Origin of the sequence: Oxalicibacterium solurbis (assembly GCF_014635845.1) — a bacterium.
Taxonomy (GTDB): domain Bacteria; phylum Pseudomonadota; class Gammaproteobacteria; order Burkholderiales; family Burkholderiaceae_D; genus Oxalicibacterium; species Oxalicibacterium solurbis.
In genome coordinates this window covers 23,818-45,965 of the sequence record NZ_BMDP01000002.1, presented here as the reverse complement: position 1 = coordinate 45,965, position 22,148 = coordinate 23,818, and the positions used below count along the sequence as shown (strand labels likewise).

Below are 22,148 nucleotides of genomic sequence, written 5' to 3'. Positions count from 1 at the left end.
TTGCTGACATTAATAAAGGGACCGACTCGCGATAGCCTCCGAAAACGGCACGCATCTTGTATCGAACAGATCGGCAGTTTTTTCGTACAGCCGTAACTTTCGTGTCGTAGCATGCAGGCATCGGCAACAATTTGGAGAATGAATGAAGCGCAGCGAAGTACGTCACAAGGTCCAGAACATCAGCCTGGGTTTTCTCGCGGGTTATGTCGATACGCTGGGTTTCGTTGCACTGTTCGGGCTGTTCGTCGGCCACATCACCGGCAACTTCGTGCTGATCGGCGCGGAAATGGCCCAACCGCAGGGCGGCCCGCTGCTGATGAAATTCCTCGCCTTCCCTGCCTACATTCTGGGCGTGGCCGTTGCCCGGCTGCAGATCGCCTCGCTCATCAAGCACGGCCACCATGCGCTGGTTTCCGCCTACGTGCTGCAGATCCTGCTGCTGTGCCTGTTCATGATCCTCGGCACCATGGCCCTGCCCATCGGCCCCGTGCCCACGCTGCATTCCGAACTGGCCGGCATGGCCGGCGCACTGGCGATGGGCACGCACAGCGCCTGCAGCCGTCTGCTGCTGTCGCACCAGGCTCCCACCGCGATGATGACGGGCAACGTCACCCAGCTCGTCATCGACGCCACCGACTGGCTGCGCGGCGCCGCCGACGAACGCATCAAGGAACGCTGCATCAAGATCCTGTGGCCGGTGGTCGCCTTCGGCTTCGGTGCCGTCGCGGCGGCGTTTTCCTATCAGCTTGCCCACTTCTACGCGCTGATCGTGCCGATCGGCATCCTGCTCTACCTGTGCTACCTTGAGCGCGGCGCGATCAAGAAGCTGCAAAAAAATCCGCCGCAGTCGCACGTTGATCCTTCGTCGCGCTGATATCCCGCACCGATATCCGCATCGATATCTATCAATGGCTGGGCTCGATCCTGGGTCCAGCGCCATTCAGCCAGTCTTCCAATGGCAAAACCACCGCCGGCTCGCCGTTATTCACGAACCAGCTATCGATCACGTATTGATGCGTTTTTGCCTTTTCCGCGTCGCCATCGACCGTGGATGCCGAAATGGGACGAGGAAATTCCTGGACGACGGCAGAGAAATGATCGAACAGGAAAAACCGGCGGCGGCGCTCGATATCCGCGACGACGTGATACTTCAGCAATCCCCTGCGCTCCAGCATCTTGAGGAATCGCGTGGTCGTCGTGGAATGATCGATGCAATCCATTGCACCGTTCGCTTCGTCATCAAAAGCATTGCCGCCCTTGTCCGCGTACACGGGCGATTGCTGCCCGGCCCAGTAATACATCTGCCCGACGACATCCGCCAAGGCTTTGCGCTCTTCCGCGGCTGAAGGAAGCGATCGCAGTCTTTTAGCAAGCGTTCGCAATTGCCGATCCGAAAACCGCACTGTGGCTTCCTGTTTACAGCCATAGTTGTAGCAAACCTTGATGTTTTCTCCTGCAGACGCCACCCCGCTCGCCAGCAGCAAAAGAAGTGTCAGGATTTTTATCATTGAGCATGCACCCACTGTTATGAAACGAGCGGAACCAAGCCGCAAGTACTTTCATAAAGACACTTGATAAGCAAAGACGTTCGCTACCACGACTGACCGGGCTATTGTTCACCGCCTTCAACTACGGCCATATCCAATACCCTGAACCCGGCATTGTCACGTTGATGCGGGCTTGCAGAACTCCCTTCGACCTGAGTAGGGAAATTTAACCCGGAACCTCCGTTTACGTGCCGACAAAAGACACGCACATGACATGCGAAACAAGGGTGGGGCTCGATATTGAAGAGCAAACGGGACGATCCCCGGAAACCCTGCCCATTCCAGCGCACAATCACCGTACCTGCTACGGTAAAATGCCCTCTTCCCAAGTCGTCCCATGTTGCGTCGCGTACGCACAAAACAACACAGCATCCAATGAGCAACGATCCAAAAAACGGCAGCACTGACAATCCAGCCTCGTCCAATTTCCTGCGCGGCATCATCGAGGACGATCTTGCGTCCGGCCGCCACGCCAACCGCACGGACAAAAACGGCCAGCCGCTGCCGCAGGTCGTCACCCGCTTCCCGCCGGAGCCGAACGGCTACCTGCACATCGGCCACGCCAAATCGATCTGCCTGAACTTCGGCCTCGCGCGCGATTTCGACGGCCGCTGCACGATGCGCTTCGACGACACCAATCCGACCAAGGAAGAACAGGAATACGTCGACACCATCCTCGACAGCGTCAAATGGCTCGGCTTCGGCTGGAAAGACGCCAGCGGCGATCACCTCTACTTCGCCAGCGACTATTTCGACCAGATGTACGCCATGGCCGAATACCTGATCACCGCCGGCCATGCCTACATCGACAGCCAGTCCGCCGACGACATGGCAAAGAACCGCGGCAACTTCGGCGAACCGGGCAAGAACTCGCCCTTCCGCGACCGCCCGGTAGAAGAATCGCTGGACCTGTTCCGCCGCATGAAGGCCGGCGAGTTCAAGGACGGCGAACACATCCTGCGCGCGAAGATCGACATGGCCTCGCCCAACATGAACATGCGCGACCCCGCCATCTACCGCATCCGCCACGCGCACCATCACCGCACCGGCGACAAATGGTGCGTGTACCCGATGTACGATTTCGCGCACCCGATCGAAGACGCCATCGAAAACGTCACGCATTCGCTCTGCACGCTCGAATTCCAGGATCACCGCCCGTTCTACAACTGGGTGCTCGATCACCTGGCTGAAGGCGGCTTCTTCAAGAAACCGCTGCCGCACCAATACGAATTCGCGCGCCTGAACCTCACCTACGCCATCACCAGCAAGCGCAAGCTGCTGCAACTCGTCGAAGAAAAAATCGTCGACGGCTGGGACGATCCGCGCATGCCCACCATCGTCGGCATCCGCCGCCGCGGCTACACGCCGGAAGCGATTCAACTGTTTACAGACCGCATCGGCGTGGCAAAAGCCGATAGCTGGATCGACATGAGCACGCTCGAAGGCGCACTGCGCGACGACCTCGACGCAAAAGCCCCGCGCGCCACCGCCGTGCTGCGCCCGCTCAAACTGATCATCGACAATTTCCCCGAAGGCGAAACCGTCGAATGCAGCGCGCCCGTCCACCCGCATCATCCGGAACGCGGCAACCGCAGCTTCCCGATCAGCCGCGAACTGTGGATCGAACAGGAAGACTTCATGGAAGTGCCGAGCAAAGGTTATTTCCGCCTCTTCCCCGGTAACAAGGTGCGCCTGCGCTACGGCTACGTCGTCGAATGCGTCGGCGCGGACAAGGGTGCGGACGGCAACGTCATCGCCGTGCACTGCACCTATTTCCCGGACAGCAAATCCGGCACCGAAGGCTCGGCCAACTACAAGGTCAAGGGCAATATCCACTGGGTCAGCGCCGCGCATGCGCTGGAAGCGGAAGTACGCCTGTACGACCGCCTGTTCACCGACGCGCATCCGGATGCGGGCGGCAAGGATTTCAAGCAGGCGCTGAATCCGAACTCGAAGGAAGTGATTACCGCGTATCTGGAACCGGGATTGTCATCGGCACAGCCGGATGAGAAGTTCCAGTTCGAGCGGCATGGTTATTTTGTGGCGGATCGTATAGACAGCAAGGCTGGGAAGCCTGTGTTCAATCGGGCGGTTACGTTGAAGGACAGTTGGGGGAAATAATTTGCCGCCTTACTACATAAAAAAGCCGCTCGACAGCGGCTTTTTTTACATTCTGAGGCTAGATAGATTTCCTAGTTTTTATTCACATCAAGTAACAATAGCTACCGCAAATATGGGATATAGCTTTTAAGTAGAGAAAGGCAGGATGTAACGCCAACCAGTTAAACCGATACAAATTCGCGAAACTCACACACCGCTTTAATTTTCACTATGTGTATCTAACTACTTTATGGAGACAACTGCACTATTAACCTAAATCACGTTAAAGGACCACTAAGGAAAAATCCAAAATTTTCTAAAAATAAGAGGGATGTAAGTGCCACAAAGTGCCAGTTTTCTTTTTAAAAATTCTGTTGAATTTTTATCGATTGACGACGTTGAAAAAATTCCACCGCGTATCCGTGGCATTTATGTGCTTTATAAGGAGGCAGAAAATAAGCGAATGGACGTAGTTTATGTAGGAATGGCTCGGGGTGAAAACTCGGGTGCAAAAGGACGCTTACGAAGCCATAAAGAAAAGAAATCAAATCTATGGACACATTTTTCCGTGTTTGAAGTCTGGGACAATATTACAAAAGAGCAGGTAGAGGAATTAGAGGGATTGTTCCGGCATTTATATCGCCTCGATACCCAAGCAAACAAATTAAATATTCAAAGGCGCCATAAGACCCTATTGAAAATCAGAAGAAAAAATATGATTGATTGGATTTATAGCAAACCTCAAACGCCAGAAAAAGGGAAGCACCGTGTCAAAAAATAATCAAATTCTTCTCGACGAAATCGTAAAACAAGAATACGAAAACTTTGCACAAGAAGTTACTATAAATCGCTTTTTTGAATTCTTCGCGTGCAGCCAAATTTTAAAATCTTCCGAGTTAAGCTACGACGAAATTGAAGACGGCATTAGCGGGGAAAGCCACGATGGCGGAGCTGATGCGATCTACCTTTTTGTTAATGGCGATCTCATAAAAGGCGATGAAAATATAAAGGATAAATACAAAAAAAATGCCGAAATAGAATTTTTTATTATTCAATCAAAACTAGAAAATTCATTTAACGAAGACGCATTGTTAAAGCTAGCTAGGCTTTGTTCTAATTTATTTGTATTGGATTTTGACCCTAATCAATATCACGGTCGCTATAACGAGAAAGTGATTTCTGCTTTCGAATTATTCCGAGAAACCTATCTAGCTCTAATAACTAAAACTCCAAAGCTAAAAATCAATTTTTCCTACGCGTCTAAAGGCGTGGATATACATCCTAACGTCATAAAACAAAAAGATGATTTGATTTCGGATGTGCAAAAAAATCTTCCGGTCGCTGAAGTCAATTTTAATTTCATCGGCGCCGAAGCCTTGATACAACTGTTTCAGCATCGACCAAATGATGTTTTTAGCTTAAAACTTTCGGAGAATCCTCTCTCAACAACGGGTCAAGTATTCATTGCTTTAGTAAGTCTTTCGAACTATTTCGATTTCATTACTGACGAAAATGGAATGCTTATCAAACATATATTTGAGTCAAATGTTCGAGATTACCAAGGCAAAACCACAATTAATGGTGAAATTCAATCTACGTTAGAAAACCCTGATGCTGAAGATTTTTGGTGGCTAAACAATGGCGTTACGATTCTCGCGTCATATGCAGCGGCACCAGGTGGGAAGGAACTTGTCATTCATGACCCTGAGATAGTAAATGGCCTACAAACCTCTTCTGAGATTTATCGTTACTTTACGACTCACTTTGAAATGCTGAAGAAAGACACGCGTGATGTACTTGTCAGAGTCATTGTTCCAGAAAGTGAAGAAGCTAGAGATCGAATTATTAGAGCAACTAACAGCCAAACACCAATACCTAAAGCATCTCTTCGAGCTACCGATGAAGTACATCGTCAGATAGAAGAGTTTATGAAACCGAGAAATCTTTTTTATGATCGAAGAAAAAATTTTTACAAGAATGAAGGAAAGAAACCTAAAGACATCATAAGTGTCCCTTTTATGTCGCAATGTTTAATTTCAGTTCTTATGCAAAAACCCGATTATGCTCGGGCTCGACCGTCGACATTGCTTGATGATGATGATTCATATGAAAAGCTTTTTCATAAAAATAACGATTTAATTACCTATTACTTAGTATCGTCTTTAGGCCGGCGTATCGAGCTAGTTTTAAAATCAAATGGTGATTACTCGATTGCTGAGATAAACGATATTAAATTTTATGTACTTTACTCAGTTGCGGTAAGACTTACTCAAAACGTTTATCCATCAAACGCGGCAATCGCAAAATTAAAGGAAGATATGTTGTTGGATGAAGTAATCGAGCATTCGATCGTTTCTGTATTTGACTTATATAAGCGCTTAGGTGGAAATGAAAAAGTAGCTAAAGGAATTCAATTTTCATCAGCTTTAAAAGATCAGCTGCGAGAAGAAGTCGCGAAATAAAAAAGGGCACCTAAAGGTGCCCTTTTTTATTTCGCCATCAAAATTAGGTTATATGTCGGCATCGAGGAAAAAATCTAAGGCTTTGCAATTCATTGCATTTGCAATTCGAAGAATATTTAAAAGAGAAACATTACGTTCACCTCTCTCAATTCTTCCCATATGGCTGCGATCAATTCCCGCGTAATCTGCCAAAGCTTCTTGTGACATCTCCATAGCCAATCGCCTTGCGCGAATGGCAGCACCGATCTTCGTCAGATCGTTGTTCTTATCTACTTTTACGGATACTCGACTCATGCGCAGATAGTCGAGCTATAATGCATTAACAGCCACGGCATTTACGGCCCATAACTTATAACCGTATCCGTTCAAGATGAAAACAAATATCTGGCAACTCCTCCCCACCATCCTCGTCGCCGCACTCGCGGCTTTCGTCACCAGCTACTTCGCCAACCGGCTGATCAATGCCCAGTCGGACACCAACAGTTCCGTACTGCTCTGGCTGTTTGTCTGCGGGATTCTGGCGGCCATGGTGGTCGCCTTTACCATCGGGCAGCGGCAGGTGGCGGCGCTGTGGCGCAAGGCGGCGGCGCGGGAAGAACGGGAGCGGGAACGCCGGCAGGCTTCATGGCGGCAGATCGTGGAGGCGGTACACAAGGCGCTTTCCGATCTGGCAGATCGATATGAGGATACGCCGGAAGACAGGATGCGCATCCGCATCGCCTATCACCGGGATACTTTTACCGCGCTGGCCGGCACGCTGGCGGAAATACCGGTACACGAACTGGGCAGCGTGGAGGCTGCCATTGCATTGAGTGGATTGAAACGGAATCTGCGCGATGCGCAATACCTGGCCGATCTGTACACCGCCGCCCTGTCTGGCAATGCTGCGACATCAGCGCCACGGCCGTTCGCGCGCATCGATCTGCGATCGTGCAAGGCGTTTGCGCACATCCACTACATGAATTTCATCCGGGCGATGCCGATCTAAGGTTCACCTTTTGCCGAGGCTGTCGGCTTACCGCTTTGGAAAGGCTCTCTGGAAACTAACGGCCAAAGCGCTGTTCGATCAACTGAATGGCGCGCGCCACACCGTCTTCCTGCTGCATCTCGCGACCGATTTCTGCCGCGCGTCGCTGCATCGCCTGTGACTGCAGCGTTGTACGAATAGCCTGCGCCAGCCGTTCCGGCGTGACGGTATTGCGATGCAGGACGGTTCCTGCCACACCGGCACGACGCAGCTCGTCGCCCCAGAATTGCTGATCGAACGCATGCTCGACCACGATGGAAGGCCGGCCGGATCGCGCCGATGAATGCGAGGTGCCGGCACCGCCATGGTGGACGATGGCTGCACATTGCGGGAATACCTGCGCATGCGGCGCGCGGCTGCAGCGGAAGATGTCTGGCGAAGCCTTGCCCGGCCATTCGGACTGGATGATTGCCCGGCATCCGGCCAGCGCGGCGGCTTCCGTCATCAACGTATCGAACAGCTCTGCCTGAAACTGCGTCAGCGAGCCGAAGGTCATGTAGACCGGCGGCGGGCCGGATTGCAGAAACGCCTGCAAACCCGGCGGCAAGGGAATCGGGTGATCGTCTTGCGGATAATGCAGATCGCCGCAAATCTGAATGTGATCGCCGCAAATCTGAATGTGATCGCCCCAGTCGCTGCGCCGCTGGCTCAATGTTGGGCTGGATGCGATCAGCGTCAGGTCTTTGGAGACGTACAGCTGTTCCTGCATGCTTTTCAACGGCGACAGACCTTCCCGCTCGCGCAGTGCTTCGGCGCGCAAGAACATCTTTTTGCGGCCGACGTAATCGCCCAGCTTCCACGTCAGGCTATTGATGAAGCGGCCGAGATTGGGGCCGAACAGCGGAATCTCGCTGGTGCGCACGGCCAGCGGCGCCAGCGCAACGGAGACGCGCGGCTTGCCGCTCAGTTCTGCGGCGGTCAGCAGCGTGTGGCAGATCATGTGGCCGATGACGATATCGTTGTCGGCGCACAGTGCCTGCGATGCGGCATACATCGCTTCCAGCGCCGGATCGAAGTATTGCTGCATGACCAGCACGAACTGCTTCATCGGATCGTTGGTGTGGACGATTTCTTCCAGCACGGGATTGAGCCCGCCCTCGAATCCGTCATAGGCGCGCACGGCAGCAAAGCCGCCGGCTGCGGCATATTCGCCGTAGTCTTTATTGTCGACGCTGGTGTACGCGACGGTTACCCGATGGCCGGCACGCTGCAAACTATGCGCCAGCGCCATGAACGGCAGGATGTCGCCATCGCTGCCCCATGTCTGGATACCGATTTTCATTGCCTGCTCCTTATCGGTGGAAAGCGCTCGTTCGTCATCGACATGACGAGCGCGACGGTGCGATCGACATCGAATGCCTCGTCGCGCAAGCCGACGATCAGCCCGAGCAGGTAGAAGGACCAGAAGCTCAGCGTTGCCTGCAGTGGATCGCCGACCGGTGCGATTTCCTTGCGTTGCGCCGCTGCGGCAAACAGTTCGGCAATCTGCTGCAGGAACGCCATGGTCTTGCCGTGCACGATGTCACCTGCCGGGCCGCCGAGGAACAGCGATTCCTTTACCAGTACGCGCGAGAACGCCTGGTTGCCGGCGTAGTAGCTGTAGATGCACATCAGGATGTGCTGCAACTGCAGATGCAGCTTTTTCTTCGGCAAGGTCTGGAATGCGTGACGGATCACGCCATCGATGTCGTGCTCGAAGGTCGCCACCAGAATCGCGGACTTGTCGGGGAAGTGCTTGAACAAGGTCCCCAGCCCGACACCGCAATGGCCGGCAAGCTGCCGCATGGTGGTGCCGTCGTAGCCGTTCTGCTGGAACAGTGTGTAGGCGGACGCCAGGATCAGCTTGCGCGTGGACTCCTTTTGTCGTTCCCGATGAGTACCGCCGAGTGCGTCCTGCTCTTCTGCTGGCTTGATCGCAGACATATGAACATGATTTCTAAGTGAACATGTTCACTTTATTGGTGCAAGCAGACGTTGTCAATCGCCTTTTTTGCAATAGGCGATGCCGACGGGATGCTGGGGATGCGTCCGCCTATGTGTATTCAGAGGTGGAAAAGGCGAGAAATGGGCGTTACCGGTAAAACGGTTCGACCTTGCCTTTCAGTTTGGTCAGCATCGGATTGCCCTTCCGATCCAGGACGCGCCCGGCTTTTTTGTATCTGCACGTATCCAGGCCGGGGCGCAATACACAGGATTGCAAAAGTCGCGCATGCCGACACGCGCCGGATACATTGCACACGTCCAATAGCGTCATGCAACGCCACACGAGGCGTAACGCATGAGTACCACCGCATGAGCGATGACGGTGGAATCGAACGCACACACCCTTCAGGAGAACACATGACTGCTTCCGGACAAACCCATAAAACCGCGCTCGTATTCGGCGGTTCGCGCGGCATCGGTGCCGCAATCGCGCTGCGCCTGGCGCAGGATGGCGCACATGTCGCACTGACCTACGCATCGGCAGCTGCAAAAGCGGCCGAGGTGGCCGCCGCCATCGAACAGCACGGTGTCGACGCATTGACGCTGCAGGCCGACAGCGCCAATGCGGAGGATATCCAGGCAGCCGTCCGGCAAACCGTTGCCCGCTTCGGCCGCATCGATATCGTCGTCGTCAATGCAGGCGTCCTGCATATCGCCGACGTCGCGCATTTCGGCATCGATCAGCTGGACCGCATGCTCGATGTCAACGTACGCGGCGTGTTCCTCGCGATCCAGGCTGCGTTGCCGCACATGCAGACTGGCAGCCGCATCATCACGATCGGCAGCAATACGGCTGTGCGCAGCAACTATCCGGGATCGAGCGTCTATTCGATGACCAAGGGCGCAGTAGCTGTCATGGTTCGCGGATTGGCCGTGGACCTCGCGCCGCGCGGCATCACGATCAACAACATCCAGCCGGGCCCGATCGAGACCGACATGACATCGGACATGATCGATCAGCTCAAGGATCACATTCCGCTCAAGCGCGTCGGACAGCCGCGCGAAGTGGCTGCACTGGCCGCCTGGCTGGCCGGTGACGAATCCGGATACATGACCGGTGCCAGCATCACCATCGACGGCGGCGCGTCGCTGTAATAGCTGCAGTCCAGCTGCAGCTGGACTGCGACAAACCACCGGCATGGGATATCACCGCCCGGATTTATGTGCCATATTCCCTCGATAAAACATCCATATCAGGGAGCAAGCAAGTTGGACGATCGCGCCTATACGCATCTGGTTCGCCGGCTGGAAGTCGAATCGACGATCAATCCCGCTTCCTTCCGGGCGAAGGTTTTTCTGATCAGCGTGAGCGCCTACATCGCGCTGTTCAGTACGCTGCTCTGCATCGCCTTGTTGCTGTATTTCGCTTTCGGATTCGTGCAAAGCCATCGCAGCCACAGCCCGTCGCGGATAGCCGGCATCGTCTTCCTTGCAATGGCGGCGCTGCCGATCTTCTTCATCGCGCTGCGCGCATGTTTCCTGCGACTGACGCCACCGCAAGGCGTAGCCGTCACGCGCAAGGATGCGCCCAAGCTGTTCGAGGTTCTGGACAAGATACGCGCGAAGCTGCAAGGGCCGCCCATCCATCATGTGCTGATCGACGAGACGTACAACGCGGCCATTTCGCAGGTGCCGCGCTTCGGGCTGTTCGGCGGGCATACCAATTACCTGATCCTGGGATTTCCCTTTCTGCTGGGCGGCGCACCAAAGGAACTCGTCGCGACGATCGCGCATGAATACGGGCATCTGCGCGGCAACCACGGCAAATTCGGCTCATGGGTCTACCGGCAGCGCCTGATTTTCCGCGCGCTGGACGACCATGTGCGCTACGCGTCGGAAGACAGCCTGCTGGATTCGATGTTCAACAAGGCCTTGCGTTACTTCATGCCACGCTACTACGCCTATACCTTCGTGCTGTCGCGCCAGGACGAATACGAGGCTGACCGTGCCGCTGCGCAGCTCGTCGGTGCCCGCGCGATGGTAGATGGATTGGTACGCTGCACATTGCTGGGCCGCTGGATACATCACGAATTCTGGCCGCGGCTGTACCGACAGGCCGACATGGCGGCACGCCCTGCGTTCCTGCCCTATCAGGCGATGCGCACCGCGTTCAAGGCCAGCCATGAGCAATGGGCCACCAAGGAAAACCTGCAGGCGGCATGGATGGAAAAATCCGGCCTGCTGGATACGCACCCTGCGCTGCGCGATCGCGTCGAAGCCACCGGAGAATCCGCCACGCTGCCGCCGCCGGTTGCGATGACGGCAGCCGAAGCCCTGCTCGGCCCGGCATTGGTGAAAGAACTGACCGAACGCTTCGACCGGCAATGGTGGAAGGCGGAAAAAACGGATTGGGAAGCGCGCTGCAAGTACGCGACGCGTTCGCGCGCCCGGCTGAAGGAATTGTCGGCAAAGCCGCTGACCGACGTGCCGCTGCAGGATTTGCAGGAATACGCACTGCTGACGGCGGAATTCGATTCGCCGCAGGCCGCCAAACCCATCCTCGAACATCTGCTGAAGAAGGATGGCGGTCCCTTCCCGAGGCCGGCATTCATCTACGGGCGCATCCTGATCGACGAAGACAACCGGCGCGGACTCGATTATCTGGAATCGGCAGCGGTCAACGACCGCGATGCGATCGAGGATGTGGCCTACATCGGCTTCTACTATCTGCTGCGCAAGGAAAGCGAATATTCGGCACAGCAGTGGTGGAACAAGATCACGGCGCTTTGGGAAGACTGACGCTTCCGGCAAACGACAATCCCTGCAACCTCGACAACGCCGCAAACCCGCAACTCCGGCAACGAATTTCATCGCCGGTATTGCAGGCATCAAATATTTCAATAATAATTGAAATATTGAATTTCCATCGACTGCCATGAACAACCAAGAAACCGTCATCGCGCTGGCCGCGCTTGCGCAGGAATCGCGCCTCGCCATCTTCCGCCTGCTGGTGCAGGCCGGCCCGGAAGGCATGGCGGCCACGCGGATCGGCGATGAACTGGGCATTGCGCCGTCGTCGATGTCCTTCCATCTGAAGGAACTGGCGCATGCGCAACTCGTTACGGTGAGGCGCGACGGCCGTTCCATGATCTATTCGGCCAGCTTCGATACGATGAATGCGCTCGTCGGCTTCCTCACCGAGAACTGCTGCGGCGGCAATGTATGCACGCCCAGTCGTCCGTGCCGTCCCGCCGCCAGGACCAAAGCCAAGGCCTGAGCGGCTTTTTTCATTCCGTTTGATTTCTCTCCACTTCCATCGTGCTGACCGCTTTTCTTGTTTTCCTGCTGACGCTGACCCTTGTGATCTGGCAACCGCGCGGCCTCGGCATCGGCTGGAGCGCCAGCTTCGGCGCAGTGCTGGTCCTGCTGTCCGGCGTGATCCAGCTGTCCGACATTCCGGTCGTGTGGCATATCGTCTGGAACGCGACCGGCACCTTCATCGCGATCATCGTCATCAGCCTGATTCTGGATCAGGCCGGCTTCTTCGAATGGGCGGCGCTGCATGTGGCGCGCTGGGGCGGTGGCCACGGACGCAAGCTGTTCGTGCTGCTGGTGCTGCTGGGCGCAGCGGTATCGGCGCTGTTCGCCAACGACGGCGCGGCGCTGATCCTGACGCCGATCGTCATCGCGATGCTGGCGGCGTTGCGCTTCCCGCCGCAGGCGACGCTGGCCTTCGTGATGGCGGCCGGCTTCATCGCCGATACGGCGAGCCTGCCGCTGGTGGTGTCGAACCTGGTGAATATCGTCTCGGCGGATTTCTTCGATATCGGCTTTGCGCGCTATGCGTCAGTGATGGTGCCGGTCGATCTGGTGTCGGTCGGCATGACGCTGCTGATGCTGCTGTGGTTCTTCAAGAACGACATTCCCGCCGGCTACGACATGCAGCAACTGAAACAGCCGACGCAAGCGATCCGCGACCGCGCCACCTTCATCGCCGGCTGGTGGGTGCTCGGCCTGCTGCTGATCGGATTCTTCTGGCTGGAAAGCCGGGGCGTGCCGATCAGCGCCGTCGCCGCCATCGGCGCGATCGTGCTGCTGGCAATTGCCGCCAAGGGCCATGTGATCGCCACGCGCGAGGTAATCCGCAATGCGCCGTGGCAGGTGGTGTTCTTTTCGCTGGGCATGTATCTCGTCGTCTACGGCTTGCGCAATGCCGGGCTGACCGCGTACCTCACCGCCCATTTGAACGAATACGCAGCCGGCGGCATCTGGCCGGCAGCCATCGGCACCGGGCTGACGACGGCCTTCCTGTCTTCGATCATGAACAACATGCCGACCGTGCTGGTGGGCGCCTTGTCCATCGATGCGACGACCGCGCAAGGTGCCGTGCATGAAGCGATGGTGTACGCCAACGTGATCGGCTGCGATCTCGGCCCGAAGATCACGCCGATCGGCAGCCTGGCGACGCTGCTGTGGCTGCATGTGCTGGCCGGCAAGGGCGTGCGCATTTCGTGGGGTTATTACTTCCGCGTCGGCGTGCTGCTGACGCTGCCGGTACTGCTGGCCACGCTTGCCGCACTGGCGATCCGGCTGCATTTCTGATTTTTCGTCCGCACGGATTCGCGAGGAAAGACCATGACGACCATTTATCACAACCCGGCCTGCGGCACGTCGCGCAATACGCTGGCACTGATTCGCAATACCGGCGAAGAACCGGAGATCATCGAATATCTGCACACGCCGCCGTCGCGGGAAACGCTGACAAAACTGATCCGCGATGCAGGCCTGACGGTGCGCGAAGCGATTCGTCAGCATGGCACGCCCTACGCGGAGCTCGGCCTGGACAATCCGTCTCTCGACGACCATGCGCTGATCGATGCGATGCTCGCGCATCCGATCCTGATCAACCGCCCCTTCGTCGTCGCCGACAAGGGCACGCGCTTATGCCGCCCTTCGGAACTTGTGCTCGATATCCTGGACAGGCCGCAGCGCGGCGCGTTCGCCAAGGAAGACGGGGAAGCGATCGTCGATGCGCAGGGATGCCGCATCGCAAAACCGGCGCGATAAGGTTGCCGGATTCCCTCTGCGTGAAACCGTGCCTTGCTGCGGCATGAACGGCTGAACGACATCGCGGGCAGCTTTATTCCGGCGACTTGTCCAATCGGCATCGATTGCCGATAATCGATGCAATATTCCGGGAGACTGTTCATGAGCGCCTTCGTCGCCTTTCTGCATCACCTCTGCTTCGTCGCCATCATGCTGTTGCTGTCGTTCGAGATGCTACTGCTGAAGCAGCCGCTGACGCTGGCATCCGCGCGCAAGATCATGCGCTACGACGCGATCTACGGCGCGTTTGCCGGTGCCGTCCTCATCGTCGGCGCATTGCGCGTGATGTATTTCGAGAAAGGCCCGCTGTATTACATGCACAGCACGCCTTTCATGGCGAAGATGGCGCTGTTCATTGCGGTCGGCCTGATTTCGATCTATCCGACGCTCACGTTCCTGAAGTGGGGCAAACCGTTGAAGCAGGGTATTGTGCCGGAACTCGGCGATGCACAAGGCCGCCGGCTGCGTATCCTGATTCATGTGGAGCTGACGCTGCTGCTGTTGATGATGCTGTGCGCGGCGATGATGGCGAAGGGAATCGGCTATGCGGGATGACGATCGATTTTCCTCACGGCGCCGCACCCTGCTGATGATTGCGATGACCACCCCGTTCGCCGGCATGCCCCGTCACGCATTTGCCGCATCGACCGCGGCGCAGGATGCGCTGGAAAAGCTGGAACAGTCCGCCAATGGCCGCCTCGGCATCGTCGCCTTCGATACCGGCAACGGCAAGGCGGTGGAATATCGTGCCGGCGAACGCTTTCCGTTCTGCAGCACCTTCAAGACCATCGCTGCAGCAGCCATCTTGAAACACAGCGAAGAACAGCGCGAACTGCTGGGCAAGCGCATCGGCTATACGAAGCAGGATACCGATGCCTCCGGCTATGCACCGATCACGGAGAAGCTGATCAGCAAGGGCATGACGGTTGCCGAACTGTGTGCCGCCACGCTGCAATACAGCGATAACGCCGCCGTCAATCTGCTGATGAAGGAACTGGGAGGCACGGCGGCAGTGACCGCCTTTGCCCGCACCATCGGCGACGAGACATTTCGCCTCGACCGCTGGGAGCCGGCACTGAACAGCGCCATCCCCGGCGATCCGCAGGATACGACGACGCCGGCCGCGATGGTGCAAACCCTGCAGAAACTCATGCTGGGCAATGCACTGGGATCGCTGCAGCGGGAACAGCTGGTCTTCTGGATGAAGAAGAACCGCACTGGCGACGCGCGCATTCGCGCCGGCGTGCCGACGGACTGGATCGTGGCCGACAAGACCGGCACCGGCTCCTACGGCACCACCAACGATATCGGCGTACTGTGGCCGCCGGGCCGCGCCCCCATCGTCGTCGTGCTGTATTTCACGCAGCATGAGCAGGCCGCGAAACCGCGCGACGATGTGATCGCCGATGCGACGCGAACCATCGTTCAATTTCTGGCCTAGGCTTTGAGCCTTCGTTGCATTGATATTCCATGGGCCTACAATAGTAGACATGAAACTCGATCACGCCACCATCGTCGCGCCGCAGCTTGAAGCCCTGCGCCATTTCTTCTGCGCCGTCGTCGGCCTTGTCGAAGGCGAGCGGCCGCCGTTTTCTTTTGAGGGCTACTGGCTGTACCAGAAGGACAAGCCGGTGATCCATCTGGTCAAGGGCAACATGGATCAGCCGCCCGTCAAATCCTCCACGCGCATCGATCACTTCGCATTCCGTATCGAAGACAACGCCGAGTGGACGAAGCTGATCGAACGCCTGCAGGAAGAGAATGTCGTCTACCGTGCGACAGAAGTACCTGCCAGCGGCGAACTGCAATTGTTCGTGATGCCGATACCGGGCGTGACGATCGAGTTCGTCGCAGTACCCACCGTCGCATCATCATCGAAAGGAATACTCGATGCCTTACGAAACCATTGGCGATCATGAAATCGAATACGAAGCGGAGCCGATCGGCGGCACCGAACAGTGGGCTGCCTATCTGACGATCTACGGGCCGTCGACCAACCCGATGCATCGCAACAACATTTTTCCACGCCAGCATGTGTGCGTGGAAGAAGTCTTCATGACCAAGGAAGAAGCGGAAGCCGGCGCGCTGCATGCGGCGGAAGCACTGCTGAAGGCGCACGCGGAACACAAGCCCGCAGAGTGATTTCCGCCTTGCGTCCGTTATTTCGGCGCTGGCTTTCTTTTGCCGGCCGATTTATCCGATGATCTGCCGGCTGATTTTTCAGACGGCTTGCCGGATAACGCGGCAACCGTCTTCGTTTCCAGCTCCAGCACGATCCTGCGCACGGCCTCGATGAACAACCGCGTGCGCGCCGGATAGAAGCGCGCATACGGATATACCAGCGAAACCGGCAACGGTGCAGCACGCCATTCGGGGACAAGCTGGACCAGCCGTCCCGCTGCGATATCGTCGGCGACCAGCCAGGCCGAGACGAGGCCGACCCCCAATCCTTTCAACGCGGCATTGCGCAACGCATACAGGCTGTCGGTACTCATGCGCGGCCGTATCGCAAAGCGGTGTGTATGCGTATTGGTCTTGTCATTGCCGGCATCGTTGGCGCCGCGCCCTCCTCGCCCTCCGCGCGCACTGCGCCTGCCTTCCGGCTGGCGCATCAGCACGACCTCGTCGCGATAGTAAGTGCGCAATGCCAGCCACGGCAGTGCATGCAACTCTTGCGGTTGCGCAGGCAGCTTGCCCTGCAGCAGATCGGGCGAACCGACGACGATGCGCGGCACTTCGAACAGGCGCAAGGCCACCAGCGAAGGATTATCGATGTCGCCGACCTGAATCGCGCAATCGATACCTTCGGCGATGAAATCCGGCCGGCGATCATGCAGCAGCCAGTCGACTGAAACCCGCGGATAGCGCGCCAGATAATCGGTCAGCAGATCGATCAGCTGATCCTGGCCGAATGCATGCGGCACCAGCACGCGCAACATGCCCTCGGGATCATCCTGCGTGCCGCGCAGGTCGGCTTCCATCGCCTTCCAGTTCTCCAGCAATTCCTTCGCATGCGCGTAGCAACGCTCACCATCTCCGGTGAGCTTCATCACATGCGTCGTGCGCTGCAGCAGGCGCAAGCCCAGCGAGCGTTCCAGCGTCTGCAGGCGACGGCTGACGGTGGGCTGGCTGGTCTTCAACTGCTCGGCGGCAGCCGACAGGCTGCCCGTCTCCACGATGCGGACAAAGGTTTGCATCAGCTCAATGCGGTCTACGCCGGGATTGCCTGCTTCTTTCATGCATAAAGCGTATAACAAATGTACGTTTAAGGCTACTACCGTGATTATTCATTCATAAGGAGAATACACAGCATCATCCAACAAGGGAAAAACATGCTGACCGCTCAATCAACATCCGCATGCCAAACGGCAGGAAAACCTGCCGATTCCGGCTGCCTCTCATCCACCCTATCCTCCGCTTCCGCGGCCGCCCACCACGCCATTCCCGCGCCACTCATCCTGCTGATGGCGACGGGAGCCGGCCTCGCTGTCGCATCGCTTTACTACAGCCAGCCGATGCTGGGCCTGCTGGGTGCGGACATGCATGCCAGCGACAGCATGATCGGCTGGGTGCCGACGCTGACACAGCTCGGCTACGCCCTCGGCATCCTGCTGCTGGCGCCGCTGGGCGACCGCTACGACCGCCGCACCATCATCCTGGCGAAAGCAGCGCTGCTGACGCTGGCGCTGCTGGGCAGCGGCCTCGCGCCTGGCATAGGCACCCTGCTCGCCGCCAGCCTCGCAATCGGCCTGACCGCGACGATGGTGCAGGACATCATTCCCGCAGCGGCGACGCTGGCGCCGGAAGCGCAGCGCGGCAAGACCGTCGGCACCGTGATGACGGGCGTGCTGCTGGGCATCCTGCTGTCGCGCGTGATCAGCGGCTTCGGCGCGGCGCAGTTCGGCTGGCGCACCGTTTATGTGGCGGCTGCCGTCGGCGTCGCACTGATCGCAGTGGCGATATGGCGCGGCCTGCCGCGTTTCAATCCGACGACGCAACTGGGTTACGGCGCGCTGCTGGGTTCGATGGTCGATCTGTGGCGTGCGCACGGCAAGCTGCGTCAGGCAGCGCTGGCGCAAGGATTACTGGCGATCGGCTTCAGCGCATTCTGGTCGACACTGGCCGTCATGCTGCATGGCGAACCATTTCATCTGGGCAGCGCAGTCGCCGGTTCCTTCGGCCTGGCCGGTGCTGCCGGTGCACTGGCTGCGCCGCTGGCTGGCCGCATCTCCGATCGTCGCGGCCCTGAACTGGTCACCCGCATCGGCTGTGCGCTGGCTGCAGTCTCGTTTGCAGTGATGTGGCTGGCACCGTTGCTGTCGCCGCATGCGCAGTTGATGCTGATCGTCGTTGCCACCGTCGGTTTCGACTTCGGCGTGCAGGCCACGCTGGTGGCGCACCAGACTGTCGTGTTCGGCATCGATCCGGGTTCGCGCAGCCGCCTGAATGCGCTGCTGTTCACCGGCATGTTCGTCGGCATGGCATCCGGTGCGGCGCTCGGCAGCATGGTGCTGGCGCATTGGGGCTGGCCGGGCGTGGTGGCGCTGGCAACGACTTCTTCGCTGGCGGCATTGGCGGTGCGTTTGCGCAAAGTGCGTGACCAAGAAGTACGTGCCTAAGAACAGCAGCCATCCCTGCAGCACAGGATAAATTACAAGGCCACGTTACGAGACAAGTCACCGATACGTTAGGATAGCGGCGGATGCAAAGTCCGTCGCCCACCGCCGGCCTGCACATGCGACATGCGTCTGCAGGCCGGCGGTTTCAACGAACGTTTCCCTGATCGCCATGACCACATTCCGCAACATCGTTCTCTTTACCGACACCGACGGCTTCGCGCGTTTCCGCGAGGAAGACATTCCGCTGCCCGGCGGCACGCCCAAGGCGCTGCTGTCCGAACTGATTCCTTCCGCCGGACTCCAGGTGCGCCACAGCCCGCCCGGCGTCAGCAGCGATTTCCATTGCACGACGACGGCGCAATGGCTGGTGGTGTTGAGCGGTGCGATGGAAATCGGCCTGCGCGACGGCACATCGCGCATCTTCCGTGCCGGCGAACATTTCTTCTCGAACGATGTATTGCCGGAAGGCGCCACTTTCGATGCGAACGTACACGGCCATTGCAGCCGTGTGGTCGGCGACGAGCCGCTGACGACGCTGTTCGTCAGGACGGTGGCCTGATCTTTCACCGATTTTTCTTCTGTAGATTTTCGACCGGCTTTTCAGTCGACGCACATTAAAAAGCGGCCATGGCGGCCGCTTTCTTCTTTTCCGTCAGGCGACGTTTTCCAGAACAAGCTGCGCTTCCAGTCCGCCTTCCGGCCGGTTGCGCAAGGACAGCGTGCCGTTCATTGCCTGCGTCAGCTGGCGTGCGATCGCCAGGCCGAGGCCGGTGCCGCCGGTGCTGCGGTTGCGCGACGATTCGAGGCGATAGAACGGCTGGAATACCGCTTCCAGTTCGCTCTCGGGAATGCCTGGACCGTTGTCCAGAATGCGGATGACGGCGCGGCCCTGTGCATCGGTCGAAGCGGTCAGCTCGACCGAGCCGCCGTATTTGAAGCCGTTGTCGATCAGGTTGACCAGGACGCGGCGCAAGGCATTCGGACGCGTGACCAGCGGCCGGCCGATCCTGCCGTTCAGGTAGAGCCGGTCGCCCGCATCCAGATAATCGCCGACCAGACTGTCGAGCAAGGCATCGAGATCGATGCGGCAGGGATCTTCCGACGCACCGTGCAGGGTGCGCGCATACGTCACACCTTCGCGCACCAGCGATTCCATTTCCTTCAGGTCCTGATTCAGTTTCCGCTGCTGTTCCGAATCGTCCATCATGTCGGCGCGCATGCGCATGCGCGTGATCGGCGTCTGCAGATCGTGCGAAATCGCGGCGAGGATCTGCATGCGCTCCGTCATGTAGCCGGCGATGCGCTGCTGCATCGCATTGAAAGCGCGTGCGGCGCGCGCCACTTCCTGCGGGCCATCTTCCGGCAACTGCATGGCGCGCAGATCGGGGCCGAGCGTATCGGCGGCATGCGCCAGTTGCGCCAGCGGCCGCGTCGCCAGACGCACGCCTATCCACGCAAAGACGCCCAGCAGAAGCAATTGCACCAGCAACACCACCGGCAGCCAGTTGGAAATCGGCAGGCCGGCGGGCCGCATGTCGATCGTCAGCGGCGTGCCGTCGCTCAGCTTCAACTGCGCCTGCACGCGCTCGCGCGCGCCGGGCACCGCGTAGGCTTGAACCTCGTAATGGCTGCCGATCGCTTCGAGGAAGGAATCGGCAATGCGTCGCGACAGCTTGGTATCCGGCTTGCGGCCTTGCAGGCCCGGCTCCAGCATGAAGCTGTAGGTGCGACGCTCCAGGCGCGGCAGCCACGCAGCGCGTTCATTGGCCGGCAGCCGGTCGAGCAAGGCGACCGAGCTGGCGACGTCCTGCTCCAGATAACCGAGCATCAGCTTGGTCGTGGCTTCGGTGCGCTCGTGCATGATCAGCCAGTACGTCAATCCCTGCGCCAGCGCCAGGCCGACGAAGAAGATCAGCGTGACACGCGTGAACAGCGTGCGCGGCCACCACTTCAGTTGCGGCGTACGCATTTCATTCTCCGCGCAATTCCACTGCCGCCGAAAACACGTAGCCTTCGCTGCGCAGCGTCTTGATGTAGCGCGGCTCGCGCGCATCGTCGCGCAGGCGCTGGCGCAGGCGGCTGACCAGCAGGTCGATCGAGCGGTCGAACTGGTCAGCATCGCGCCCTTGCGTCAGGTTCAGTAGCTGGTCGCGGTTCAGCACGCGCTGCGGATGATCGAGGAACACGCGCAGCAGACGGTATTCCGCGCCGGACAGCGCCACCATCGTGCCTTGCTCGTCGAGCAGATGGCGTGCCGTCGTATCGAGCCGCCAGTCGCCGAAATGCAGAAACTGCGCCGCTTCGGTCACCTGCAGGTTCGGCGGCAGCATGCGTGCACGGCGCAGCACCGAACGGATGCGCGCCAGCAGTTCGCGCACGGCAAACGGTTTGGCGAGGTAATCGTCGGCGCCCATTTCAAGGCCGATGATGCGATCTGTTTCCTCGCTGCGCGCCGTCAGCATCAGCACCGGGATGTTGCGCCATTTGCCGGCACGCAGTTCACGGCACAGCGTCAGGCCGTCTTCGCCGGGCAGCATCAGATCCAGCACGATCAGATCGACCGGCGCTTCTTCGAGCAACGCGCGCATCTGGCGGCCGTTGGCGGCAGTCGATGCACGCAGGCCGTTCTTGACGAGATAGGTCGCGAGCAATTCGCGGATTTCGCGATCGTCGTCGACGATCAGGATGTGGTCAGTGTTTTCCATCGGCGCATCTTACCTTACGAAATTTTGAACGGGAATTGAGACGGACCTTGACCGGCATCATCAGCGTGCACTGCAGCGGCTTGACGATCTCGGTGCCGATACCGCCGGCCAGGAAGGCAAATATCGCGAGAAAACGTTTCATACGTTCCATCATGCATCCTCCACAGCGGACAGGCTGACGCCGTCGGCGACCGACGCTTCCAGCGCATACGGATCGACACCATCCAGGCAGCCGATATTGACGCGCCACAGCTTCGCATCCTTGCGCGTCTGGTGGAACGGATAGACGCCGCAGGTCTTGCAGAAGAAGTGGCGTGCAGCACGCGTATTGAACTGGTACAGCGCCAGTTCCTTTTCTCCCTCGACGATGCGCAATTCGGCCGCATCGAATACCGGCGACATCAGCGCACCGCGGCGCTTGCACAGACTGCAATTGCAGCGCACGGCCGGCGTCAGCGCGGTACGTACTTCGAACTTGACGGCGCCGCAGTGGCAGGAACCCGTATGCAGTCGGACATCCATGTTTTTCCCCTTTCGTGTTGGTCGATGTCCGCTTTATAGCCGCCTTTTTCCGCCGCTTTGTATCGCAATGTATCGCCCCCGCGAAACGATACAAAACATTGCACTGCAGGCCTTTTTCGACACATCCGCGATACGTG

At 58.0% G+C, this 22,148-nt stretch carries 25 protein-coding genes; 16 read left to right on the top strand and 9 right to left on the bottom strand.

The window, feature by feature from the left end; all coding sequences use genetic code 11:
• The first annotated feature begins 142 nt into the window (after window positions 1–142).
• Window positions 143–874: a YoaK family protein gene (locus tag IEV40_RS05840; protein ID WP_188420079.1), complete on the top strand. Its 732-nt coding sequence runs from the start codon at window positions 143–145 to the stop codon at window positions 872–874.
• Between the two features lie 31 nt (window positions 875–905).
• Here IEV40_RS05840 and IEV40_RS05835 read toward each other — a convergent pair whose 3' ends face one another.
• A complete protein-coding gene (locus IEV40_RS05835; protein ID WP_188420078.1) occupies window positions 906–1,508 on the bottom strand; it encodes a hypothetical protein in 603 nt (200 codons plus the stop codon).
• A gap of 414 nt (window positions 1,509–1,922) precedes the next feature.
• On the opposite strand from IEV40_RS05835, the gene IEV40_RS05830 reads away from it, so the two are divergent.
• From IEV40_RS05830 to IEV40_RS05820, 3 genes are all read left to right on the top strand, one after another.
• On the top strand, window positions 1,923–3,668 hold the full coding sequence (locus IEV40_RS05830) for a glutamine--tRNA ligase/YqeY domain fusion protein (RefSeq protein ID WP_188420077.1): 1,746 nt from the start codon (window positions 1,923–1,925) through the stop codon (window positions 3,666–3,668).
• A 316-nt stretch (window positions 3,669–3,984) separates the two neighbouring features.
• Window positions 3,985–4,428 (top strand): GIY-YIG nuclease family protein, encoded by a 444-nt coding sequence (locus IEV40_RS05825; RefSeq protein WP_188420076.1) that lies wholly within the window; start codon window positions 3,985–3,987, stop codon window positions 4,426–4,428.
• Window positions 4,415–6,109, top strand: a complete 1,695-nt coding sequence (locus IEV40_RS05820) for an AIPR family protein (protein WP_188420075.1) — start codon at window positions 4,415–4,417, stop codon at window positions 6,107–6,109. The genes IEV40_RS05825 and IEV40_RS05820 overlap by 14 nt, the downstream gene beginning before the upstream one ends.
• Before the next feature lie 48 nt (window positions 6,110–6,157).
• Here IEV40_RS05820 and IEV40_RS05815 read toward each other — a convergent pair whose 3' ends face one another.
• Window positions 6,158–6,403 carry a helix-turn-helix domain-containing protein gene (locus IEV40_RS05815; RefSeq protein WP_188420074.1) on the bottom strand — a complete coding sequence of 82 codons (246 nt, stop codon included), beginning with the start codon at window positions 6,401–6,403 and terminating at the stop codon, window positions 6,158–6,160.
• A gap of 76 nt (window positions 6,404–6,479) precedes the next feature.
• Between IEV40_RS05815 and IEV40_RS05810 the strand changes: the two genes are divergently transcribed.
• Entirely contained in the window at window positions 6,480–7,097 is a 618-nt protein-coding gene (locus tag IEV40_RS05810; RefSeq protein WP_188420073.1) for a hypothetical protein, read from the top strand.
• A gap of 55 nt (window positions 7,098–7,152) precedes the next feature.
• Here IEV40_RS05810 and IEV40_RS05805 read toward each other — a convergent pair whose 3' ends face one another.
• Together IEV40_RS05805 and IEV40_RS05800 are read right to left on the bottom strand one after the other, a co-directional pair.
• Window positions 7,153–8,418 (bottom strand): glycosyltransferase, encoded by a 1,266-nt coding sequence (locus IEV40_RS05805; protein ID WP_188420072.1) that lies wholly within the window; start codon window positions 8,416–8,418, stop codon window positions 7,153–7,155.
• Entirely contained in the window at window positions 8,415–9,059 is a 645-nt protein-coding gene (locus tag IEV40_RS05800) for a TetR/AcrR family transcriptional regulator (RefSeq protein ID WP_188420071.1), read from the bottom strand. Before IEV40_RS05800 ends, IEV40_RS05805 begins: the two co-directional genes overlap by 4 nt.
• A 417-nt stretch (window positions 9,060–9,476) precedes the next feature.
• On the opposite strand from IEV40_RS05800, the gene IEV40_RS05790 reads away from it, so the two are divergent.
• From IEV40_RS05790 to IEV40_RS05750, 9 genes are all read left to right on the top strand, one after another.
• On the top strand, window positions 9,477–10,214 hold the full coding sequence (locus IEV40_RS05790; RefSeq protein WP_188420069.1) for an SDR family NAD(P)-dependent oxidoreductase: 738 nt from the start codon (window positions 9,477–9,479) through the stop codon (window positions 10,212–10,214).
• 114 nt (window positions 10,215–10,328) lie between these two features.
• On the top strand, window positions 10,329–11,858 hold the full coding sequence (locus tag IEV40_RS05785; protein WP_188420068.1) for a M48 family metallopeptidase: 1,530 nt from the start codon (window positions 10,329–10,331) through the stop codon (window positions 11,856–11,858).
• Window positions 11,859–11,994: 136 nt separating this feature from the next.
• The gene (locus IEV40_RS05780; protein WP_188420067.1) at window positions 11,995–12,336 is read left to right on the top strand and encodes an ArsR/SmtB family transcription factor; all 342 of its coding nucleotides are present in this window, start codon (window positions 11,995–11,997) and stop codon (window positions 12,334–12,336) included.
• Between the two features lie 41 nt (window positions 12,337–12,377).
• On the top strand, window positions 12,378–13,661 hold the full coding sequence (locus IEV40_RS05775; protein ID WP_188420066.1) for an arsenic transporter: 1,284 nt from the start codon (window positions 12,378–12,380) through the stop codon (window positions 13,659–13,661).
• A 33-nt stretch (window positions 13,662–13,694) separates the two neighbouring features.
• Window positions 13,695–14,126, top strand: a complete 432-nt coding sequence (gene arsC, locus IEV40_RS05770; RefSeq protein WP_188420065.1) for an arsenate reductase (glutaredoxin) — start codon at window positions 13,695–13,697, stop codon at window positions 14,124–14,126.
• 141 nt (window positions 14,127–14,267) lie between these two features.
• Window positions 14,268–14,720: a DUF2214 family protein gene (locus tag IEV40_RS05765; RefSeq protein WP_188420064.1), complete on the top strand. Its 453-nt coding sequence runs from the start codon at window positions 14,268–14,270 to the stop codon at window positions 14,718–14,720.
• Window positions 14,710–15,606: a class A beta-lactamase gene (gene bla / locus IEV40_RS05760; protein ID WP_188420063.1), complete on the top strand. Its 897-nt coding sequence runs from the start codon at window positions 14,710–14,712 to the stop codon at window positions 15,604–15,606. The genes IEV40_RS05765 and bla overlap by 11 nt, the downstream gene beginning before the upstream one ends.
• Window positions 15,607–15,655: 49 nt before the next feature.
• Window positions 15,656–16,084 carry a VOC family protein gene (locus tag IEV40_RS05755; protein ID WP_188420062.1) on the top strand — a complete coding sequence of 143 codons (429 nt, stop codon included), beginning with the start codon at window positions 15,656–15,658 and terminating at the stop codon, window positions 16,082–16,084.
• The gene (locus tag IEV40_RS05750) at window positions 16,056–16,307 is read left to right on the top strand and encodes a hypothetical protein (RefSeq protein ID WP_188420061.1); all 252 of its coding nucleotides are present in this window, start codon (window positions 16,056–16,058) and stop codon (window positions 16,305–16,307) included. The genes IEV40_RS05755 and IEV40_RS05750 overlap by 29 nt, the downstream gene beginning before the upstream one ends.
• Before the next feature lie 17 nt (window positions 16,308–16,324).
• Here IEV40_RS05750 and IEV40_RS05745 read toward each other — a convergent pair whose 3' ends face one another.
• Complete coding sequence (locus tag IEV40_RS05745; RefSeq protein WP_188420060.1) at window positions 16,325–17,404, bottom strand: LysR family transcriptional regulator; 1,080 nt, start codon at window positions 17,402–17,404, stop codon at window positions 16,325–16,327.
• Between the two features lie 225 nt (window positions 17,405–17,629).
• Between IEV40_RS05745 and IEV40_RS05740 the strand changes: the two genes are divergently transcribed.
• Entirely contained in the window at window positions 17,630–18,784 is a 1,155-nt protein-coding gene (locus IEV40_RS05740) for an MFS transporter (protein ID WP_229723982.1), read from the top strand.
• A 169-nt stretch (window positions 18,785–18,953) separates the two neighbouring features.
• Window positions 18,954–19,343, top strand: coding sequence for a cupin domain-containing protein (locus IEV40_RS05735; RefSeq protein ID WP_188420058.1), 390 nt, complete (start codon window positions 18,954–18,956; stop codon window positions 19,341–19,343).
• 93 nt (window positions 19,344–19,436) lie between these two features.
• Here IEV40_RS05735 and IEV40_RS05730 read toward each other — a convergent pair whose 3' ends face one another.
• From IEV40_RS05730 to IEV40_RS05715, 4 genes are read right to left on the bottom strand one after another with little or no spacing between them, the layout of a single operon-like run.
• Window positions 19,437–20,753 carry an ATP-binding protein gene (locus tag IEV40_RS05730; protein WP_188420057.1) on the bottom strand — a complete coding sequence of 439 codons (1,317 nt, stop codon included), beginning with the start codon at window positions 20,751–20,753 and terminating at the stop codon, window positions 19,437–19,439.
• 1 nt (window position 20,754) lies between these two features.
• The gene (locus IEV40_RS05725) at window positions 20,755–21,489 is read right to left on the bottom strand and encodes a response regulator (protein ID WP_188420056.1); all 735 of its coding nucleotides are present in this window, start codon (window positions 21,487–21,489) and stop codon (window positions 20,755–20,757) included.
• Entirely contained in the window at window positions 21,476–21,643 is a 168-nt protein-coding gene (locus IEV40_RS05720) for a hypothetical protein (protein WP_188421198.1), read from the bottom strand. Before IEV40_RS05720 ends, IEV40_RS05725 begins: the two co-directional genes overlap by 14 nt.
• Entirely contained in the window at window positions 21,640–22,011 is a 372-nt protein-coding gene (locus tag IEV40_RS05715) for a GFA family protein (RefSeq protein WP_188420055.1), read from the bottom strand. The genes IEV40_RS05720 and IEV40_RS05715 overlap by 4 nt, the downstream gene beginning before the upstream one ends.
• Window positions 22,012–22,148 lie beyond the last annotated feature (137 nt).

What these genes read in the sequence shown, in the direction of transcription:
- IEV40_RS05840 (WP_188420079.1), top strand. Translation starts at nt 143, where the DNA reads ATGAAGCGCAGCGAAGTACGTCACAAGGTCCAGAACATCAGCCTGGGT.
- IEV40_RS05835 (WP_188420078.1), bottom strand. Translation starts at nt 1,508, where the DNA reads ATGATAAAAATCCTGACACTTCTTTTGCTGCTGGCGAGCGGGGTGGCG.
- IEV40_RS05830 (WP_188420077.1), top strand. Translation starts at nt 1,923, where the DNA reads ATGAGCAACGATCCAAAAAACGGCAGCACTGACAATCCAGCCTCGTCC.
- IEV40_RS05815 (WP_188420074.1), bottom strand. Translation starts at nt 6,403, where the DNA reads ATGAGTCGAGTATCCGTAAAAGTAGATAAGAACAACGATCTGACGAAG.
- IEV40_RS05810 (WP_188420073.1), top strand. Translation starts at nt 6,480, where the DNA reads ATGAAAACAAATATCTGGCAACTCCTCCCCACCATCCTCGTCGCCGCA.
- IEV40_RS05805 (WP_188420072.1), bottom strand. Translation starts at nt 8,418, where the DNA reads ATGAAAATCGGTATCCAGACATGGGGCAGCGATGGCGACATCCTGCCG.
- IEV40_RS05800 (WP_188420071.1), bottom strand. Translation starts at nt 9,059, where the DNA reads ATGTCTGCGATCAAGCCAGCAGAAGAGCAGGACGCACTCGGCGGTACT.
- IEV40_RS05790 (WP_188420069.1), top strand. Translation starts at nt 9,477, where the DNA reads ATGACTGCTTCCGGACAAACCCATAAAACCGCGCTCGTATTCGGCGGT.
- IEV40_RS05780 (WP_188420067.1), top strand. Translation starts at nt 11,995, where the DNA reads ATGAACAACCAAGAAACCGTCATCGCGCTGGCCGCGCTTGCGCAGGAA.
- arsC (WP_188420065.1), top strand. Translation starts at nt 13,695, where the DNA reads ATGACGACCATTTATCACAACCCGGCCTGCGGCACGTCGCGCAATACG.
- IEV40_RS05765 (WP_188420064.1), top strand. Translation starts at nt 14,268, where the DNA reads ATGAGCGCCTTCGTCGCCTTTCTGCATCACCTCTGCTTCGTCGCCATC.
- bla (WP_188420063.1), top strand. Translation starts at nt 14,710, where the DNA reads ATGCGGGATGACGATCGATTTTCCTCACGGCGCCGCACCCTGCTGATG.
- IEV40_RS05755 (WP_188420062.1), top strand. Translation starts at nt 15,656, where the DNA reads ATGAAACTCGATCACGCCACCATCGTCGCGCCGCAGCTTGAAGCCCTG.
- IEV40_RS05750 (WP_188420061.1), top strand. Translation starts at nt 16,056, where the DNA reads ATGCCTTACGAAACCATTGGCGATCATGAAATCGAATACGAAGCGGAG.
- IEV40_RS05745 (WP_188420060.1), bottom strand. Translation starts at nt 17,404, where the DNA reads ATGAAAGAAGCAGGCAATCCCGGCGTAGACCGCATTGAGCTGATGCAA.
- IEV40_RS05740 (WP_229723982.1), top strand. Translation starts at nt 17,630, where the DNA reads ATGGCGACGGGAGCCGGCCTCGCTGTCGCATCGCTTTACTACAGCCAG.
- IEV40_RS05735 (WP_188420058.1), top strand. Translation starts at nt 18,954, where the DNA reads ATGACCACATTCCGCAACATCGTTCTCTTTACCGACACCGACGGCTTC.
- IEV40_RS05730 (WP_188420057.1), bottom strand. Translation starts at nt 20,753, where the DNA reads ATGCGTACGCCGCAACTGAAGTGGTGGCCGCGCACGCTGTTCACGCGT.
- IEV40_RS05725 (WP_188420056.1), bottom strand. Translation starts at nt 21,489, where the DNA reads ATGGAAAACACTGACCACATCCTGATCGTCGACGACGATCGCGAAATC.
- IEV40_RS05720 (WP_188421198.1), bottom strand. Translation starts at nt 21,643, where the DNA reads ATGATGGAACGTATGAAACGTTTTCTCGCGATATTTGCCTTCCTGGCC.
- IEV40_RS05715 (WP_188420055.1), bottom strand. Translation starts at nt 22,011, where the DNA reads ATGGATGTCCGACTGCATACGGGTTCCTGCCACTGCGGCGCCGTCAAG.